At 63.1% G+C, this 17,799-nt stretch carries 16 protein-coding genes and 1 other RNA gene; 7 read left to right on the top strand and 10 right to left on the bottom strand.

Annotated elements, in window-relative coordinates:
- Nucleotides 1-28 precede the first annotated feature (28 nt).
- From tsaA to GJW30_RS09365, 6 genes are all read right to left on the bottom strand, one after another.
- On the bottom strand, nucleotides 29-529 hold the full coding sequence (gene tsaA / locus GJW30_RS09390) for a tRNA (N6-threonylcarbamoyladenosine(37)-N6)-methyltransferase TrmO (protein WP_096354590.1): 501 nt from the start codon (nucleotides 527-529) through the stop codon (nucleotides 29-31).
- Between the two features lie 69 nt (nucleotides 530-598).
- Nucleotides 599-1,585: a tripartite tricarboxylate transporter substrate binding protein BugD gene (locus GJW30_RS09385; protein ID WP_096354588.1), complete on the bottom strand. Its 987-nt coding sequence runs from the start codon at nucleotides 1,583-1,585 to the stop codon at nucleotides 599-601.
- 158 nt (nucleotides 1,586-1,743) lie between these two features.
- Nucleotides 1,744-3,243 carry a tripartite tricarboxylate transporter permease gene (locus GJW30_RS09380; RefSeq protein ID WP_096354586.1) on the bottom strand — a complete coding sequence of 500 codons (1,500 nt, stop codon included), beginning with the start codon at nucleotides 3,241-3,243 and terminating at the stop codon, nucleotides 1,744-1,746.
- A 13-nt stretch (nucleotides 3,244-3,256) separates the two neighbouring features.
- Nucleotides 3,257-3,898, bottom strand: coding sequence for a tripartite tricarboxylate transporter TctB family protein (locus tag GJW30_RS09375; protein WP_130364854.1), 642 nt, complete (start codon nucleotides 3,896-3,898; stop codon nucleotides 3,257-3,259).
- Nucleotides 3,899-3,993: 95 nt separating this feature from the next.
- Nucleotides 3,994-4,521 carry a chromate transporter gene (locus GJW30_RS09370; RefSeq protein WP_096358755.1) on the bottom strand — a complete coding sequence of 176 codons (528 nt, stop codon included), beginning with the start codon at nucleotides 4,519-4,521 and terminating at the stop codon, nucleotides 3,994-3,996.
- The gene (locus GJW30_RS09365) at nucleotides 4,521-5,072 is read right to left on the bottom strand and encodes a chromate transporter (protein ID WP_096354582.1); all 552 of its coding nucleotides are present in this window, start codon (nucleotides 5,070-5,072) and stop codon (nucleotides 4,521-4,523) included. Before GJW30_RS09365 ends, GJW30_RS09370 begins: the two co-directional genes overlap by 1 nt.
- Nucleotides 5,073-5,165: 93 nt before the next feature.
- On the opposite strand from GJW30_RS09365, the gene ssrA reads away from it, so the two are divergent.
- The 5 genes from ssrA to GJW30_RS09340 all read left to right on the top strand — a co-directional run bounded on the left by ssrA (nucleotide 5,166) and on the right by GJW30_RS09340 (nucleotide 8,243).
- Nucleotides 5,166-5,530: a transfer-messenger RNA gene (ssrA, locus tag GJW30_RS09360) on the top strand.
- Between the two features lie 112 nt (nucleotides 5,531-5,642).
- Nucleotides 5,643-6,188, top strand: a complete 546-nt coding sequence (locus GJW30_RS09355) for an SspB family protein (protein ID WP_096354580.1) — start codon at nucleotides 5,643-5,645, stop codon at nucleotides 6,186-6,188.
- A gap of 44 nt (nucleotides 6,189-6,232) precedes the next feature.
- Complete coding sequence (gene fumC / locus GJW30_RS09350; protein ID WP_165391642.1) at nucleotides 6,233-7,627, top strand: class II fumarate hydratase; 1,395 nt, start codon at nucleotides 6,233-6,235, stop codon at nucleotides 7,625-7,627.
- Between the two features lie 110 nt (nucleotides 7,628-7,737).
- Entirely contained in the window at nucleotides 7,738-7,926 is a 189-nt protein-coding gene (locus tag GJW30_RS09345) for a DUF4169 family protein (RefSeq protein WP_096354576.1), read from the top strand.
- Entirely contained in the window at nucleotides 7,923-8,243 is a 321-nt protein-coding gene (locus tag GJW30_RS09340; protein ID WP_096354574.1) for a ribbon-helix-helix domain-containing protein, read from the top strand. The genes GJW30_RS09345 and GJW30_RS09340 overlap by 4 nt, the downstream gene beginning before the upstream one ends.
- Here GJW30_RS09340 and GJW30_RS09335 read toward each other — a convergent pair.
- The gene (locus GJW30_RS09335; RefSeq protein WP_096354572.1) at nucleotides 8,211-11,699 is read right to left on the bottom strand and encodes an AsmA family protein; all 3,489 of its coding nucleotides are present in this window, start codon (nucleotides 11,697-11,699) and stop codon (nucleotides 8,211-8,213) included. The two genes, GJW30_RS09340 and GJW30_RS09335, sit on opposite strands and share 33 nt — an antisense overlap.
- A 194-nt stretch (nucleotides 11,700-11,893) precedes the next feature.
- Nucleotides 11,894-13,336, bottom strand: a complete 1,443-nt coding sequence (locus GJW30_RS09330; RefSeq protein WP_096358754.1) for an FAD-binding oxidoreductase — start codon at nucleotides 13,334-13,336, stop codon at nucleotides 11,894-11,896.
- A gap of 200 nt (nucleotides 13,337-13,536) precedes the next feature.
- Between GJW30_RS09330 and GJW30_RS09325 the strand changes: the two genes are divergently transcribed.
- Together GJW30_RS09325 and GJW30_RS09320 are read left to right on the top strand one after the other, a co-directional pair.
- Nucleotides 13,537-14,046 (top strand): thioesterase family protein, encoded by a 510-nt coding sequence (locus GJW30_RS09325; protein ID WP_096354570.1) that lies wholly within the window; start codon nucleotides 13,537-13,539, stop codon nucleotides 14,044-14,046.
- A 101-nt stretch (nucleotides 14,047-14,147) separates the two neighbouring features.
- Nucleotides 14,148-16,610, top strand: a complete 2,463-nt coding sequence (locus tag GJW30_RS09320) for an ATP-dependent helicase (RefSeq protein WP_096354568.1) — start codon at nucleotides 14,148-14,150, stop codon at nucleotides 16,608-16,610.
- A 142-nt stretch (nucleotides 16,611-16,752) separates the two neighbouring features.
- On the opposite strand, the gene GJW30_RS09315 is transcribed toward GJW30_RS09320, so the two are convergent.
- A complete protein-coding gene (locus tag GJW30_RS09315) occupies nucleotides 16,753-17,349 on the bottom strand; it encodes a 4'-phosphopantetheinyl transferase family protein (protein ID WP_245408704.1) in 597 nt (198 codons plus the stop codon).
- Complete coding sequence (locus GJW30_RS09310) at nucleotides 17,346-17,798, bottom strand: GNAT family N-acetyltransferase (protein ID WP_096354564.1); 453 nt, start codon at nucleotides 17,796-17,798, stop codon at nucleotides 17,346-17,348. Before GJW30_RS09310 ends, GJW30_RS09315 begins: the two co-directional genes overlap by 4 nt.
- Nucleotide 17,799: the final 1 nt, after the last annotated feature.

Genomic DNA, 17,799 nt, shown 5'->3' with positions numbered 1-17,799 from the left:
GGGACGGTGCGCCGCATCGTCGCGATGGTCAACCCGGCCCGCCGACCTCGTCGTCACCCGGCTGCCGCGGTGCGATCGGCGTGAACAACGTACGATCCGGCTTCAGATCGAGCAGCGGCGTGCCATCGAGGCAATCGAGACCGCGCACCTTCACGACATTGCCTTCGACGCCGACGAGTAACGCGATGCTGGTGCCGATCGGGTTGGGCCGCACCGGCGTGCGCAAGCTGAATGTGCCGCGCACGGTGCCGTCGCTGGCGGGGCTTTGCAACACGAGATCGCGGCGCGACTTGTCGAGCCAATACAAGACTTCGAGCCGCTCGTAGCGCTCGATCTCCGCGAGTGCCGCGACCCACGGCTCGAAGATCTCGATCGTGCACAGCGGACCATCGAGACGGCCTTGGCGCGGACACGTCAAACGATCCGTCCACGGCGTGCGGATGCGGCCGATATAGATTAGCCCTGCGTCGGTCGCCGGCGGCATCTCGACGCCGACTTCGTTGGTGCGGATTTCGTCGCGGCGAACCATGGCTCTGCTCCCGAAAGAAAACGGCGGGCATTGCTGCCCGCCGTGATGTCCTCGCAGTCGCGCGAGCGATTACTTCTGCGGCTCTGCGGCGGCCTTGGTGATCGGCGTCCACTTGTCGACTTCGGCCTTCACGAAAGCGCCGAGCGCTTCCGGAGTGCGATCCTTGCCTTGCGGAATGTCGCTGCCGAGTTCGAGCAGACGCTTGCGCACGTTCTCGTCGTCGAGCGCCTTGACGATCGCGGCGTTGAGCTTATCGACGATCGGCTTCGGCGTGCCCTTCGGCGCGAACATCGCGTTCCAAGCGGAAGCGACATACTCGGGAAGACCGGCCTCCTTCGTGGTCGGAACGTCCGGCAGCGCCGGGTTACGCTCGGCCGTCGCGATCGCGTAAGCCTTGATGGTGCCGCCCTTGATCTGCGGAACCGCGTTGACGATCTGGTCGCACATGTAATCGACCTGACCGGCAACGAGTGCATTCATCGACGGACCCGTGCCGCCGAACGGAATCGGGGCCGGCTTCGCGCCGAGAATGTGGTTGAGATAGAGGCAGGTGGTGAACGACACCGAGCCGACGCCCGCATGCGCGTTGTTGAGCTTGGCGGCATTCGCCTTCACGTAGGTGACGAATTCCTTGAGATCCTTCGCCGGAAAATCCTTCTTGGCGAGGATCAGGATCGGCGTGCCGGCGAGCATGCCGAGCGGCTCGAAATCCGTGCGCGGATCATACTGCAGGTTCGGATAGAGACCGACCGACGCAGCATGCGTGCCCATGTGGCCCGTCATGATCGTGTAGCCGTCCGGCGCGGCGCGCTTAGCGCGGGTTGAGGCCGTCGTGCCACCGGCACCGACGACGTTTTCGACGATCAGCTGCTGCCCGAGCGTGCGCGACATATGCTCGGTGACGATACGGGTGATGACGTCCGTCGGGCCGCCGGCCGCGAACGGCACGATGACGGTGACGGGGCGGCTCGGATAATCCTGAGCCGACGCTGCGCCCAAACCAAGAACCGAAAGTGCTGCACCGGCAAGCAAGCCGGCGAAACGCGGAAATCGCATTAAGAACTCCTCCCTGAATGGATCATTTCTGGACGGCGGGCCCCCTGCCCAGCCATCCGACCATGGTCAACCCCATGATCTTTCCCCGCCAAATGCACTACGGGCGGCCCGCGATCAAGCGAAGCCGCCCGTTATGGTTGCGAATAACGCTTCCGTGATTACTCGACGAAGACTTCCTCGCGGCGCTTCCGGATCATCGGCAGCAAAGCGACGATGAGGAGGAAGATCGAGAGCACCATGATGACGGCCGAGATCGGCCGGGTGAAGAATACCGTCGCGTCACCACGCGAGAGCAGCATGGCGCGGCGCAGGTTTTCTTCCATCAGCGGGCCCAGGACGAAGCCGAGCAGCATCGGAGCCGGCTCGAAGTTATGCTTGAGCAGCCAATAGCCGATCAGAGCGAACAACGCCGTCAACACCACGTCGAACGGTGTGTTGTTGAGCGAGTAAACGCCGATACAGCAGAACACCAGGATCATCGGGAACAGCAGGCGGTACGGGACGCGCAGGAGGCGCACCCAGAGACCGACCAGCGGTAGGTTGATGACGACCAGCATCAGGTTGCCGATCCACATCGAGGCGATGAGGCCCCAGAAGAGTTCCGGCTGTTTGGTCATGACCTGCGGGCCCGGGACGATGCCGTGAATGGTCATCGCGCCGACCATCAGCGCCATGACGGCATTCGGCGGGATGCCGAGCGTCAGCAGCGGGATGAACGAGGTCTGCGAGGCAGCGTTGTTCGCGCTTTCCGGACCGGCGACGCCTTCGATGGCGCCGCGGCCGAAGCGGCGCGGATCTTTCGCGAGCTTCTTCTCCAGCGTGTAGGAGCCGAAGGCCGCGAGGATCGTGCCGCCGCCCGGCAGAATGCCGAGGAGCGAACCGAGGAGCGTGCCGCGGATGACTGCCGGAGTCGCCTCGAGCAAGTCCTTCTTGGTCGGCATGAGGCCGGTGATCTTCTGCTGGACGAGATCGCGATCCTGGCTGACCCAGAGATTGCGCATGATCTCGGCGAAACCGAAGATGCCCATGGCAACGGCGACGAAGCCGATGCCGTCCGACAACTCGATGACGTCGAAGGTCATGCGGGTCTGGCCGGTTTCGATGTCGGTACCGACCATCGAAAGCAGCAGACCGAACAGGATCATCGCGATCGCCTTCGGCACCGAGTCCTTGGCGAGCACGACCGCGAAGACGAGGCCGAGCACCATCAGCGAGAAGTATTCGGCAGGGCCGAACTTCAACGCAACGGCAGTCAGCGGTTTACCGAGAATTGCGACGACGACGGTTGCAACGCAGCCGGCGAAGAACGAGCCGAGGGCCGCGATGGCAAGCGCCGGGCCGGCGCGGCCCTGTTTCGCCATCTGGTGGCCGTCGAGCGTTGTGACCACTGACGCGGATTCGCCGGGCAGATTGACCAGGATGGCCGTGGTCGATCCGCCATACATGGCGCCGTAGTAGATGCCGGCGAGCATGATGAGCGCGCCGACCGGCGGCAAACCGAAGGTGATCGGCAGCAGCATCGCGATGGTTGCGAGCGGGCCGATGCCCGGGAGCACGCCGACGAGCGTTCCCACGAGCGCGCCGAGCAGACAGAGGCCCAGGTTGAGCGGCGTGACTGCGACGCCGAAACCGAGTGCGAGGTTCTGTAGGAGTTCCATGTTTTTCTACTCCCTAGAACCGCGGCCACAACTGCATGGGCAGATTGAGCACGTACGGGAAGAGGATCGCGCAGAACGCAGCCATCACGACACCCCAGATCGCCGCCTGGACCCATTTGACTTCGTTGGTCGCCGCAGAGGAGACGAACACAAGAAGGAACGTTGAGACCACGAGGCCGAGCGTGCGAATGCAGGCGGCGAACAGGCACACCGACAAAACGATGAAGAAGACGCCGCGCAGCTCTAAGCGATCGAGCGTTGGGATCATCAGCAGAGACGCTGCAGCGATCACGACGGTGGCGACCATGTAACCGTTGGCGCCCTGGCCGATCGCCCACATGCCGCGTTCGATCGCCAGCCAGATAGCAGCGACGACGACGATGAAGACCGCGCTCTTCCACGAATAGTGGACGTCGTTACCATCGGTGAAGATGCCGGTCGCCATGATGGCGAGGCCGTTCAGGGCGAGCAACACCATGAATAGGCGCGGCGCCGTGCCGGGCCCGAAGGCAAAACCTTGCTGTCCAGGAAGTGTGCGGGTCGCCCACCAGGCGAAAACCGCAAACAGGATCAGCACCAAGCCGCCCCAAAAATCTTCAGGATTCCGGATGAAAGCAAACGGACCTGTACGCGCTACTGTTTTGGTGTCTTCCACCACGAGCTCCCCCGCATTTTCTTATGCTGTCCCGCTTGAGCTTAAACACAACCGGATATTGAAATCCATATGCGTAAAGTCGAAACCACGACGAACTAGGTCAGCCCGACGTACCCAAGCACAGCAGCAAGAGCGAACATCCATAACGGGTGCAAGCGCGTAAAATAGGCAACCCCGGCAGTCGCAAGTGTAATAGCCACAGCGGTCCACGACGCGTCGGCTGTCTGCGCGACAATGAGCGCACTCGCAGCAATCAAGCCAACCGACACCGGTACGATTGCGGCCTGCAAAACAATTCGCCACTTCGCTTCACGAAAATGTTGCCAGCCGAAGTCGGTTGCATAGACGAGCAGACAGCTCGGCAGGCACATCGCGGCGGTCGTTGCGAGTGCTCCAACGATTCCCGCGACTTGATAGCCGATCAGAGTGACGATGATGATGTTCGGCCCCGGCGCGATTTGTGCAATCGCGAAGAGATCGGCGAACTGCCGGTCGGTCATCCACGCATTGTTCTCGACGACCAGCCGATGCATCTCGGGGATCACGCTGTTGGCGCCTCCGACAGCCAAGATCGACAGCAGCATGAAGTGCAGGATGAGCGTTGTGACCGGGTTGGCCTGCATCAGCGCCCCCGCCACCAGACTGTGAGCACGATGCTGAGCGGCAGCGCCGCCGCGATGACCCACCACATAGGCACGCGCAGAATCCCGAAGCCGACGAAGACCGCGGCTGCGACAAAAGGCGCCGGTCCCGTATGGCGGCTGATGAGCGGCTGCACCATGCGGGCGCTCGCCGCGATGATCAGCCCGGCCGCCGCCGCCGCGACGCCGGCGAGAATGCGCGGCAGCGCGCCGACGTCGCCGTAGAGGCCGTACAGCGCCGCAAGCGCGATCACGATGGCGACGGGCGCCGCCAGCAAGCCGCCGGCGGCCGCGATCGCCCCGATCGGGCCGCGGCAGCGCGAGCCGTAGATCACCGACATATTGAGTACGTTCGGTCCCGGAACGAATTGCGAGAGCGAGAAGAGCTCATTGAACTCCTCAGGCGTCAGCCAGCGGCGCTGCTCCACCATCATGCGGCGCGCGAACGGCAACACGCCGCCGAAGCCCGACAGCCCCGCGAGGACGAACGCAACGAACAGCTCGCGTACGGTCGGGATTTCGGCAGGTTGCATTGGCTCGGACATCGCCAAACGCACTACTCCTGAGCGAAGCCGCAGCCAAGAGCGCGGATATCGTTAAGCCCTTTCGCACACACCGAAATTGCGGCTCTTCCTTCGGCCACGATCTGTCCCTATATTCCGAAGCGTCGGCGCAAGCCGACTATGGTGATAAACGGCCGTTGCAATAAGCCATTCGGACCCGGGGGCAGTACCCGGCGCCTCCACCAAAGCCCAGAAGCGTTCCAAGGTCTGGGTTTTGGCGGGGGCGAAATAGGATCGACGAGGGTGTAAAGAGCGCGCTTTTGCCCGGCATGGTATCCGCCGATATCGGGCCATTCGCATAGTTGCCAATGACAACTACGCTCCGGTTGCTCAGGCTGCGTAACGCAGTTTGAAATACCGAAATTAAGCCCTAACGCTTAGCCGCGTTAGGCGGGGTTCGGAGGCACCTGGCAACAGAAGCCTCCACTTTCATCAAACCGCCACCAAAAATTCTGCAGATGCACGGCGCGAATCCATGCGAAATTTGGGACTTGCGCGACGCGCCCAGCCGTGCGGAATTCGCCGCCGAGGCAAAGCATAATGTCACTTGATCAAATCCGTTACGATCTCCTGGTCCGCGACGCGCTGCGCGGCGTCGTGAAGAAAGTCGTCGCCGATGCGGCGCGCAACGGCTTGCCGGGCGATCATCACTTCTTCATCGCATTCTATACGCAGGCGCCGGGCGTAAAGATGTCGCCGCGTTTGCGCGAGCATCATCCTGAAGAGATGACGGTGGTGCTGCAGCATCAGTTTTGGGACCTCGCAGTGACCGATAGCGGCATCGAGGTCGGCCTGTCGTTCAAGGGCGTGCCGGAAAAGCTCTTCATCCCGTTCGATGCGATGAAGGCGTTCTTCGATCCCTCCGTGCAGTTCGGCTTGGAATTTGAAGTCGCTCAGGAAGCGCAGGACGGCGAAGAGGCCGCAGACGCGGCGAAAGCGCCCGCTGCCGTTCCGACCCTCGTCGAGAAAACCGAAACGCCGGAAGCGCCCGTGAAGCTGCCGGTTGCCGAGAAGTCATCCGAGCCCGACGCACCGCCGAGCGGCGGCGCCGAAGTCGTGCAGTTCGACCGCTTCCGTAAGAAATAATTTCGAAGCCAGCCGCCGCTCGCTTCGTCGTCCGAGGATCTACCATGGCCAAGTCCCGCATCGAGACCGATACGTTCGGTCCGATCGAAGTCGATTCCGCCCGCCTGTGGGGCGCGCAGACTCAGCGCTCGCTCGAGAATTTCCCGATCGGGATCGAGAAGATGCCGATCGGCGTCGTGCGTGCATTCGGCATCGTCAAGCGCGCCGCCGCCGAGACAAACCAGAAGCTGCGCGATCTCGACGGCAAGCGCGCAAAAGCGATCGTCGCGGCCGCGCAGGAAGTGATCGACGGCGAGCACGATGCAGAGTTTCCGCTCGTGGTGTGGCAGACCGGGTCCGGCACGCAATCGAACATGAATGCCAACGAGGTTATCGCGAACCGCGCGAACGAAATGCTCGGCGGCACGCGCGGGCAGAAGTCGCCGATCCATCCGAACGATCACGTCAACATGGGCCAGTCGTCGAACGACAGCTATCCGACCGCGATGCATATCGCGGCCGCGATCGCGATCAATGTCGAACTGCTCCCTGCCCTCGATCATCTCGCTGCAGCGCTCGATAAGAAGAGCAAGGCCTTCGCGAAAATCGTGAAGATCGGCCGCACGCATACGCAGGACGCAACGCCGCTGACGCTCGGTCAAGAATTCTCCGGTTACGTCGCACAGGTGAAGAACGCACGCACGCGCGTCAAGGCATCGCTGTCCGCGCTCTATCCGCTCGCGCAAGGCGGCACCGCCGTCGGCACCGGTCTCAACAGCCGCCGCGCCTTCGCGAAGGCTTTCGCAACGCGCGTCGCCGCGATCACGAAACTGCCGTTCGTCACCGCGCCGAATAAGTTCGAAGCGCTCGCCGGCAATGATGGCTACGCTTACGCGCACGGTGCACTCAACGCGACCGCGACGGCGCTGTTCAAGATCGCGAACGATATTCGCTTTCTCGGTTCAGGGCCGCGCTCGGGTCTCGGCGAGTTGATCCTGCCGGAGAACGAGCCGGGCTCGTCGATCATGCCGGGCAAGGTCAACCCGACGCAGTGCGAAGCGCTGACGATGGTGTGCTGTCAGGTGTTCGGCAATCAGACCACCGTGACGGTGGCAGCGAGCCAGGGCCATTTCGAACTCAACGTTTACAAGCCCGTGATGGCGTACGCTTTCCTGCAATCGGTTCGACTGCTCGCCGACGCGGCGCGTTCATTCACGGATCGTTGCGTCGTCGGCATCGAAGCGAATCGCCAGCAGATCGACGAGCTGATGCGCCGCTCGCTGATGCTGGTCACGGCGCTAGCGCCGAAAATCGGCTACGACAACGCGGCTAAAATTGCGAAGACCGCACACAAGAATGGAACCACGCTTAAAGAAGAGGCAGTGGCGTCCGGGCTCATTAACGCGGTGGAATTTGACCGCCTGGTCAGACCCGAAAAGATGACCAAACCTGAGAACTAGACGCGACCTTCAACTATCCGTGTAACCGGGCACCCATTTTTCGCGAGACCGGGAACTTTTACGCGTCTAGACAGTAGTACAATAGTGTTGTCGCAGCAGTCATAGGCAAAATGACCGAGGTCATCAATTTCAAGAAGGCGCGAAAGCAAGCGATCCGAGAGAAGCAAGAGTCTGTGGCGGCGGAAAATCGAGCCCGCTTTGGCCGCAGCAAAGCCGACAAAAAGCTGGAGGCGGCACAAAAACAAACGGCCCGGAGCTTCTTGGATCAGCGCAAGCTCGAGCGAGAGGATGAGAAATGAAGTCACCAGTCATTAAACGATCCATCGTCATCGCAAATCATAAGACGAGCGTCAGTCTTGAGGACGCGTTTTGGACCAGCCTGAAAGACATCGCCAACGAGCGCGGGGTCACGCTGTCCGATATGGTTTCGTCGATCGACTCAAAGCGGAAGCACGGCAATCTGTCGTCAGCGATCCGTCTGTTCGTGCTCGACTACTACCGAGTACAGAGCGGCCATCAGAGCTTGATCGAGAACGGTCGCGATCCGCAGCCTTCAACGGGCGGTGGCGGCTCGGAACCGCAATCAGCGCGAAGCCCCGAACAGATCGAACAGTGACCTTTGGCGCGGCGCGTTAGCGGCCGGCGGCATTTGCTCAGGCATTTGCGGGCCGGCTGATCGCGGTGCCGGCATCGGCGGCCGCGCTTCTGGGACAAGCTGCTGCGGAGCGGGCTGCACGACAGGCTGAGCAGCCTGCAGTCGTATCAGTGCCGCCTCGGCGGCGGCCCGCTCGGCCTCGAGCGTCTCCAGGCGTTTAGCCTGACGATCGACCGAGCGCAGGGCCAGCCAACCAATCAAAGCCGAAACGTCGGTCGTTCGCTGCGGGTTCGCCAACGGGCCGCGCAGCAGGACGTTGATCTCGGGGCGACCGGCGGGCGTTGCGCCGCGATCCGTGTAGAGCGTCAGACGCGCGTCGAGTTCGCGGCGGGTCAGATCTATTCCGCCGCTAACAGCCAGCATTGCGCGGTCACCCTTCGCCAACAAATTCGCCACGCGAAGCTGGCCGCCGTTCAGGATCAGGCCAGCATCTGCGCGCGCGGCGCGGAATGCGGCGCGGCGCAGCGCCGTGTCGATCAACGTGCGCACCTTCGCGGGATCGGCCGACTCAACTTCCGCGGAGCGTTCCAGATCATCGAATGCGCGCGCATCGAGCGCGGCTACTTCCGGCCGCTCGAGGCTGATCGTGCCGCTGCCGCTGAGCGACCCGACGATCGTCGAGACGCTGCGGCCCGCGCCTTTCGCTTCGATCAGCAGGCTGACGCGACCGCCGAGCGGCGCCGGCTTCAAGTCCGGCACCAGCGCAGCGACATCCGCATTTGTCAGCGCGATACGTGCCTCCGCAACCGTGCCGAACGGATTAGCCGGCGCAGTCAGCGTCGCCTTCAGCACACCGCCCGCGAATGTGCCGGTGATGTCGTCGATTGCGACGCTGGCGTCCGAAACCCGCAAGCGGCCATTGAAATCGCGGATCTCAAACGACGGCGTCAGCACGGCGCGCTTCGCCTTGACTTCGATTGTCCCCTCAACGCCCGCGAGCAAGACGCGCGACAACGGCTGTGTCGACCACGTATTCGCGGTTTGCGCAGGCGGGCTGCCGAGCAATGCTGCCAGCAGCGCCGAGCCGTCGATACTCTCCGCATCGATACGGCCATCAATCGTCGCGAGATCGCGCAGATAGCTCAGGCGGCCGGAGAATGGCGTATTGCCGAGCGTGCCGGCGAGGTTGTCGGCAACAACGCGCTGCGGCGTGAGCGCCATCTTCGCCTTGAACGCCAGCGGTGCGGCAACCCCGACAAGAGGACGCAGCGACACGACATCGGCGGCCCGCAAGCTGAGTTCGCCATTGTTGACGACACCGTCGGCGGCAAAGCGCGTCTCGCCCGAGAAGCTCGCGTCGAGACCGGGCAGCGACGCCAGCAAACCGGAGCGCAGGTTGCCGTTCAACGGCCCTGCGAGCTTCCACGACACGGCCGACTTTCCGGCTCTGAGCGCGACCATCTCGTCGAAGCCGACGATGCGCGCCAAGGCGCGTGAATCATCGCTCTCGATGCGTCCCGCGCCATCGATCGCGGCTTCGGTCCAGCGTGCCGTGTCGCCATTCGCCGTGACGTTGGCGATGATTTTCGCGCCGCCCGCAATGCCGTCGGCGCGCAACGTGACGACGGTCGCCTTCGGCGTTTCGATGCCGATATCGATCGCGAGCTTCGTCTGGCCCTTCAGGCGCGCCGCAAGCGTTTCGGCCGTTGCCGCGTAACGCGGCGCATTCTGCGTCGCTAAGTTAGCGAGGCCATCAAGCTGCGTGCCGTTGATGCGGAAGGAAAGCGCTCCGCGCGGCGTCGCCCACGAGCCGAATACAGTGCCGCTGCCTTCGATCACGACACCCGCAATATCGGCAACCGACAAGGCTTCGATCGCAAGCCCCTGCGGATCGTATTTCAGTTTCACTTTCGCGCCGCGCACTTCGGTTCCGGCAATCGCAGCGCGGCCGATGTCGGCGCTAAGCGCGATTTCCTTCGGCACGCGCGTGTCGAGACCGGTCGCGCGCGCAAGCGCCAGCATTGCGTCGAGGTCGAGTTCCGCGGCTTTGAGATCGGCATCGAGCCGCGAGCGTCCGTCCGGCAGATCGATGAGAGCAATGCGGCCTTCGATCGGCTTGCGGTCAACCTCGGCGCGCAAGCGATCGATCGCAAAGCGCTGTGCCGAAAGATTCACTTCGCCCGACGCGCGCAACGCGCCGGAGCGCACGCCGACCGGCGCGCGGCGGCCCTCGAGCCAAGCCGTGAGCAAGCGCGGCTCCGTCGATTCGACCGACACCAGCCCCGCGAACGATGGATCCGTAGCTGTGACCAACGCCCCGGACGCGCGGATTTGCGCGAAGCCAGGCGCACGCATTTCGAGCGACGCGATGCTCCAGCCATCGCGCGTCGATTCCACATCGGCGCGCAGCGTTTGAATGTTGGCGCCGCCGAGCGTCACTTGATCGATCGCGATGCCGGCACGCACCGGGATCGGCAGGGCGAGATCGCGCGCAAACGCGTTGCCAAATGCCTGCAGTGCCGCGAAAGGCGCCTGCGCGGGCTGATCCGGTTGCGCGATCAGCCGATCGAGATCGACCTGCCGCGCGGAGAGAACGGCGCTGAGCTGCGGCGACGTTCCGAGTTTCACCTCGGCTGTGCCGGTGAGTTTGATCGCGCGCTCGATCGCGCCGTATTCGAGTTCGAGCTGCTCGACGAGCGCCGTCGCCGTATCGGCCTTGACGCGGGCGACGAGCTTCCACTGTTCGCTGCCGTCGAGCGGCACACGCGCGATCGTCGTGTTGCCCTCGAACGCGTAGCCATCGTTGTCGCGGCGAACGACGCCCTCGACATCGAAGCTGAGCGGGCGGCCGACCGGTTCCATGACGAGACGCACGCGCGCGCCGTCCGGCCCGCCGCGTCCAACCGAAATGCGATAACCGAAGCGCTGATCGCCCGCGCGGCCCCCGCCTTCGCCCTTCAACGGGCCGACGAGTGATTTCACATCACCGCCGAACCGGAGCTGCTCGATGGTTTGACGGGTGCCCGAGCGCGCATCCGCGAAGACGAGGCGGCTGTTCTCGATCCGCAGCCGTTCGATACCGACGCCGTCGATCGCGCTCGATGCAAGCGGCACGTTGTTGGTGACGCGGCCTTGCGCATCGATGTTGGCGCTGAGTTCGAGACCGGAGACTTTTACCTCGGTGGCGCGATATTCGCCGCGGATGAGCGAGCCGAGCGAGAACTCGACGAACACGTCGCCCGCCTTCAGCGCCTCAGCCGGAGCGCCGATCTCAACTTGCTTTGCCTGGAGGGAGGGCGTCGGCAGCAGGCGAACGTCGATCGGGCCTGCGACGCGCACGGGCGTGCCGGCGACCGCGCTCGCGCGCGTTTCGATTTCCGAGCGATAGGCCGACCAATCGACGTAGTGGGGTCCAACGATGGCGGCCACAAGCGCGAGGATGATCGCGATGCCCAGTCCGAGCAACGTGGTCTGCAACCGTCCGGCTCCTTATCCAATCGTGGTTATTCCGGCCGAGCGGCGTAGCCGCGAGGGCCGGAATCCATAACCCCTGTCGTTCGAATATCGCGATACAGGGGTTATGGATCCCGGATCGGCGCAACAGCGCCGTCCGGGATGACGGCGGCTGATGCAGTATCCGACAGTACTTAGCGAAACGGCAAATCTATGTCTTATTCCGCAGTCAACGAAGACGGCAGAATCTTGCCTGGGTTCATCAAATTTTGTGGATCGAGCGCCTGTTTGATCGCCGTCATGGCATTCAACGCCGTCCGGCCGTGCTCGGCCTCGAGGTATTTGATCTTGCCCTGACCGACCCCGTGCTCACCCGTGCAGGTGCCGTCCATCGCGATGGCGCGCTTGGCGAGCCGCTCGATGAAGGTCTTGGCGTTCTTCACCTCGGCCGGGTCGTTCATGTCGATCATCACCCCGACGTGGAAATTACCGTCGCCGACATGGCCGACGATCGGCGCCACGAGTTTGTATTCCTCGATGTCCTTGCAGGTCTCGAGAACGCATTCGGCGAGCCGCGAAATCGGCACGCACACGTCGGTAGCGAAGCCTTTCGCGCCCGGACGCAGCTGCAACATTGACCAATAGGAATCGTGGCGCGCCTGCCAGAGTTTGGTGCGCTCCTCCGGCTTCGTCGTCCATTCCGACGGGCCGCCACCGCATTCGGCGGCAATCTCGGCGAAACGCTCGGCCTGCTCGGCAACGGAGGCCTCCGTGCCGTGAAATTCGAGGAAGAGATGCGGCGTTTCCTTCAGCGTCAGCTTCGAATAGGCGTTGCTGGCGCGCACCTGCACGACATCGAGCAATTCGATGCGGGCGACCGGAATGCCGGACTGGATCGTCATGATGGTCGCGTCGCACGCGCCCTGGATGCTTTCGAACGGGCAGACCGCCGACGAAATCGCTTCCGGAATGCCATGGAGCTTCAGCGTGATTTCCGTGATGACGCCGAGCGTGCCTTCCGAGCCTATGAAGAGTCGCGTCAGGTCATAGCCCGCCGAAGACTTCTTGGCGCGCCGCGCCGTCGTGATGACCTCGCCGTTGGCGAGCACGGCCTTCACCGAGATCACGTTGTCCTTCATGGTGCCGTAGCGCACCGCGTTGGTGCCGGAGGCGCGCGTCGCCGTCATGCCGCCGATCGAGGCGTCCGCACCTGGGTCGATCGGGAAGAACAGGCCCTGGTCGCGCAGATAGTCGTTGAGCTGCTTGCGCGTGACGCCCGGTTGGACGACGCAATCGAGATCCTGAGCGTGGACCTCCAGCACCTTGTTCATGTCGCGGAAGTCGACCGATACGCCGCCGAGCGGCGCGTTGACGTGACCTTCGAGCGAGGTTCCGGTGCCGAACGGGATCACGGGTACGCCGTGCTCGGCGCAGAGTTTGACAATGTCCTGCACCTCTTCGGTGCTGTGCGGGAAGACGACGACGTCCGGCGGCTGGTTGGCGAGCCAGGTCGTCGTGTTGGCGTGCTGCTCGCGAACCGCCAGCGAGGTGACAACGCGGTTGCCGAAGCGCGCGTTGAGCCCAGCGACGACAGCCTCGACGGCTTGCTTCGACGGCTTCTGCTCGGTCATCGGCATGACCTTCGCGGCGGCTGCAGGCATCGGCATTTCCTCGTTTCTTAAACCGTTGCGGCCAGCAATAGAGCCTTCCGGCGGTGCGACGCAAAGGGAAAAGCCGAAGGTCGCGCGGATTTCGAAACAAATCCGACGCTCTTCGGCGCTAAATTTTCAAGACTCCTGACGGAAAAACGTCATACTTCATCGCTTACACTTTAAAACAAGCTAGCCCTGGAAACGCTCGCATGCTGGACCGTTGCGATTTCGAACCTGTGTTCTTCGCCCCATTCGTGTCGTCGGTGACGCGGGTGGAGCCCGGATGGATCGATTACAACGGCCACCTGAATATGGCGTATTACAACGTTCTTTTTGATCGCGCGGTCGATGAAGCCTACGAGCTGATGGGCATCGGTGAGGCTTACGTGAAAACGCAGCGACGCTCGCTGTTCACGGCCGAAGTTCACGTCCGATATCTGCGCGAGTTGCACAAGGGCGATCCGGTCCGCGTGACTTTCCAGCTGCTCGGCTTCGACCACAAGCGGGTCCACTATTTCGAACAACTGTTCCACGCGACGGAAGGTTGGGTCTCCGCCACATCCGAGAATATGGCGCTTCACGTCGACATGGAGACCAAGCGCACGGCGTCTTTCGACGAGGCGGCGCTGCGCTCACTTGCTGCCATGCAAGCGAGCCACACGCGGCTGCCGCTGCCGGAAGCGTCCGGCCGCCGTATCGCGATGCCGATGAGCGCCTGATAACCGCTCCGGGCCGGGCTTTTTCCGCCCGCAACCCTCGCAAATCGCCACCCGCGATGCCATTTTGTTCCTAGCGAATCAAGAATTCCGCAGGAACCCGTTTGGCCGATCCCCTGAAGTTGCAGGACTATGCTGGCGCGCCCGCCCCGATCCCGGGCGGCATCGCGGCACGCGCGCGCGCGCAGGCGGCCCCCCGTTATCTCGATGGCCTCAACCCGGAACAGCGCGAAGCCGTCGAGACGCTCGATGGGCCGGTGCTCGTGCTGGCCGGTGCCGGGACCGGCAAGACACGCGTGCTGACGACACGCATCGCGCACATCCTCAGCCTCGGCAAAGCCCGGCCGTCCGAAATCCTCGCCGTTACCTTCACGAACAAAGCCGCGCGCGAGATGAAGCTGCGCATCGGCTCGATGGTCGGTGAAGCGGTCGAAGGCATGCCGTGGCTCGGCACCTTTCACTCGATCGGCGTGAAGATTCTGCGCCGCCACGCAGAACTCGTCGGCCTAAAATCCGGTTTCACGATCCTCGATACGGATGATCAGATCCGGCTGCTCAAGCAGCATCTCTCGGCCGCCAACATCGACGAGAAGCGTTGGCCCGCGCGCGTGCTCGCCAACCTCATCGACGGCTGGAAGAACCGCGGCCTCACGCCATCGCAGGTGCCGGCCGGTGAAGCTGCGAGCTTCGCGAACGGACGCGGCCAGGAACTTTACGCCGCGTATCAGGAGCGGCTGAAAACGCTCAACGCCACCGACTTCGGCGATCTCCTGCTGGAGACGATCCGGCTGTTGCGTGAACAGCCGGACGTGCTGCGCCAGTATCACCACCGCTTCCGCTACATCCTGGTCGACGAGTATCAGGACACGAACGTCGCGCAGTATATGTGGCTGCGCCTGCTCGCGCAGCGACCGCAGCGCAACGATCTGCTGGCTGACGGCAGCGCGGCGGCAACGCCGCAGCGCGCCGAGACAAATCTCTGCTGCGTCGGTGACGACGATCAATCGATCTACGGTTGGCGCGGCGCCGAGGTCGACAACATCCTGCGCTTCGACAAGGACTTTCCCGGCGCGAAGGTGATCCGCCTCGAGCGCAACTATCGCTCGACCGGCCATATCCTTGCGGCGGCCTCGCATCTCATCGCCTACAACGAGGGCCGCCTCGGCAAGACGCTGCGCACCGAGGATGAGCTGGGCGAAAAAGTTACCGTCTCGGGCGCCTGGGATTCCGAAGAGGAGGCGCGTTCGGTCGGCGAAGAGATCGAACAGCTACAGCGCAAGGATCATTCGCTCAACCAGATCGCGATCCTGGTGCGCGCGTCGTATCAGATGCGCGAATTCGAAGATCGCTTCATCACGCTCGGCCTGCCCTACCGCGTTATCGGCGGCCCGCGCTTCTACGAGCGTGCGGAAATCCGCGATGCGCTGGCCTATTTGCGCGCGGTGAATTCGTCCGCGGACGATCTCGCCTTCGAGCGCATCATCAACGTGCCGAAGCGCGGGCTCGGCGACGCCACCGTGCAGTGGCTGCACGAGCATGCGCGGCAAGCCAATATGTCGATGATGGACATGGCACGCGAAGTCGCGAACACGGACGAGCTCAAGCCGAAACCGCGCCAATCGCTGCGCGACCTGATGGCGAATTTCGATCGCTGGGCCGCACAAAAGGATTCGCTGCCGCACACGGAGCTCGCCGAGATGATCCTCGACGAGTCCGGTTACACGGATATGTGGCAAAAGGATCGTTCGGCGGACGCGGCAGGCCGCCTCGACAACTTGAAGGAACTCGTTCGCTCGATGGACGAGTTCGAAAACCTGCAGGGCTTCCTCGAGCACATTTCGCTGGTGATGGATGCGGATCGCGGCGAGCAGGTCGACAGCGTATCGATCATGACGCTGCATTCGGCGAAGGGCCTCGAATTCGAGACCGTATTTCTGCCCGGCTGGGAAGAAGGTCTGTTCCCGAGCCAGCGCTCGCTCGACGAACAGGGCCGCGCGGGTCTCGAAGAGGAACGGCGCTTGGCCCATGTCGGGCTTACACGCGCGCGTCGCCGTGCGAAGATTTTCTTTGCGACGAACCGGCGCATTCACGGCATGTGGACGACGAACATTCCGTCACGCTTCCTTGACGAACTGCCGGAAGCGGACGTCGAGGTCACCGAACAAAAAGGTGGCTTCTCGTTCTCGGGATACGGCGCGTCGCGCTTCGATCGCCAGGAGAGTTTCGGTTCGAGCTACACAACGCCCGGCTGGCAACGCGCGCAGCAGCGCGGCGGATTTTCAGGCGGTGGTTACTCCGGCGGCAGCGGCTCAGCGCCGAGCGGCGGCCGCTGGCAGAAGACGGAGATCCCGGATCTGCCGCGCCCACGCAAAGGTCCGCGCACCATCGAGGGCGAACTCGTCGCGAAGTCGACCGGCACCGCATCGGCTTACTCGGTCGGCGACCGCGTGTTTCATCTCAAATTCGGCAACGGCAATGTCACCTTCGTCGAAGGCAACAAGCTGACGATTCAGTTCGACAAAGCCGGCGAGAAACGCGTCGTCGATAGTTTCGTCGAGCGGGTTTGATCACGACTTCCGTTACGCGTCATTGCGAGGAGCGACGGCGCGGCTCGCATCGCGAGCCGCAAAGTCGTGACGAAGCAATCCAGCTCTTTCTTTTTGGCTCCTGGATTGCTTCGTCACGGCTTCGCCGCTCCTCGCAATGACGTCAAGCATAGGCCAACGCGACAACGTGCGACAGAGTTGTGGCGTAGCGGACCGTCAACGACCGCCCAGGCTTCGTAGCCGCAACGCCCTGATCGAGATCAACCTCGATATCCGCAAATTCCAGAAACACCCGATCGAGTGGATATGCGGCTTTGTAAACCGCCTCCTTCACGGCGAAGAGCAACGTCGCCTTCATCGCATCGTCGCCGATCATCGCGCGTTCGCGGTCAGTGACGACAAGCGCGAATGTCTCGGCGACAAGCGGTTCCGCGCGTTCGATATCGATCCCGATCGCCTCATAGTCTTCAGCATTCGCCGTCGCCGCGATCGCAATCTCGTCGTCGTGCGCCAGCGAGCCGACCACCATGCGCGGCCAAATCGGCTCGCCACCCTCGCCTTTCGGGATCGCAAGGTCCGGCGCCCTCAATAGCTCGCGCGCTACGATGCGGACGGCTCCGCTTGCTCGGCGCACCGAAAGATTCGTTGCGGAAATCTCGCCGCGATTGAGCGCGCCCTCGTCACCCTCAGCAATTCTGCGCCAGCCGATGAGAACGCCCAGCGGCGCAAGATCACGCAATGCCGTATCGAGATCGGTCACAATGAGAGTTCGGCGACCATTTCGCCGTCCTCGTCGAGTCCGACTTCAACAAAGCCGACGCTCTCGTAGAAAACCTTCGTGACCGGATTTTCCGGCATATAGCCGATTTCGATCTTGGCGATGCCGCCGATCCCGCGAATTTCTTCGATCGTGGCGAGCAGCGCGGCGCGGCCGTAGCCCGAACCTTGCGCGCTCTGATCGATCATGAAGCGATAGATCTGTGCCTCGCGCGGGTCGTCGTCCGGCTCGCCGGCGTCGTACATGATGAAGCCGACGAGACGGTCGCCAGCGTAGATCGCGCGCGGCCGCGCGCCGGGATCGTGTTCGGCTTCGTCGAGTGATTCCTCGTTGCTCGCAACGAGCTCTTCCTGCTCGGGGTCGAGCTTGAGCGCGCGCACCGCGTCGCGGTTCGCATCCGTGATGTCGCGCAATTCGACGCGCTCGCCCATC

The sequence above is a fragment of the Variibacter gotjawalensis genome (assembly GCF_002355335.1).
In the GTDB taxonomy this organism is placed as follows: Bacteria; Pseudomonadota; Alphaproteobacteria; order Rhizobiales; family Xanthobacteraceae; genus Variibacter; species Variibacter gotjawalensis.
Note: the sequence above shows the minus strand (reverse complement) of the source record. Positions and strands in the feature narration are given on the sequence as shown.

Bases quoted from the DNA above. Each gene is read 5' to 3' on its own strand.
- GJW30_RS09355 (WP_096354580.1), top strand. From the start codon at position 5,643: ATGTCACTTGATCAAATCCGTTACGATCTCCTGGTCCGCGACGCGCTG.
- GJW30_RS09310 (WP_096354564.1), bottom strand. From the start codon at position 17,798: ATGGGCGAGCGCGTCGAATTGCGCGACATCACGGATGCGAACCGCGAC.
- GJW30_RS09325 (WP_096354570.1), top strand. From the start codon at position 13,537: ATGCTGGACCGTTGCGATTTCGAACCTGTGTTCTTCGCCCCATTCGTG.
- GJW30_RS09365 (WP_096354582.1), bottom strand. From the start codon at position 5,072: ATGCAACCTGCCGAAATCCCGACCGTACGCGAGCTGTTCGTTGCGTTC.
- GJW30_RS09370 (WP_096358755.1), bottom strand. From the start codon at position 4,521: ATGCAGGCCAACCCGGTCACAACGCTCATCCTGCACTTCATGCTGCTG.
- GJW30_RS09380 (WP_096354586.1), bottom strand. From the start codon at position 3,243: ATGGAACTCCTACAGAACCTCGCACTCGGTTTCGGCGTCGCAGTCACG.
- GJW30_RS09345 (WP_096354576.1), top strand. From the start codon at position 7,738: ATGACCGAGGTCATCAATTTCAAGAAGGCGCGAAAGCAAGCGATCCGA.
- tsaA (WP_096354590.1), bottom strand. From the start codon at position 529: ATGGTTCGCCGCGACGAAATCCGCACCAACGAAGTCGGCGTCGAGATG.
- GJW30_RS09330 (WP_096358754.1), bottom strand. From the start codon at position 13,336: ATGCCTGCAGCCGCCGCGAAGGTCATGCCGATGACCGAGCAGAAGCCG.
- fumC (WP_165391642.1), top strand. From the start codon at position 6,233: ATGGCCAAGTCCCGCATCGAGACCGATACGTTCGGTCCGATCGAAGTC.
- GJW30_RS09385 (WP_096354588.1), bottom strand. From the start codon at position 1,585: ATGCGATTTCCGCGTTTCGCCGGCTTGCTTGCCGGTGCAGCACTTTCG.
- GJW30_RS09340 (WP_096354574.1), top strand. From the start codon at position 7,923: ATGAAGTCACCAGTCATTAAACGATCCATCGTCATCGCAAATCATAAG.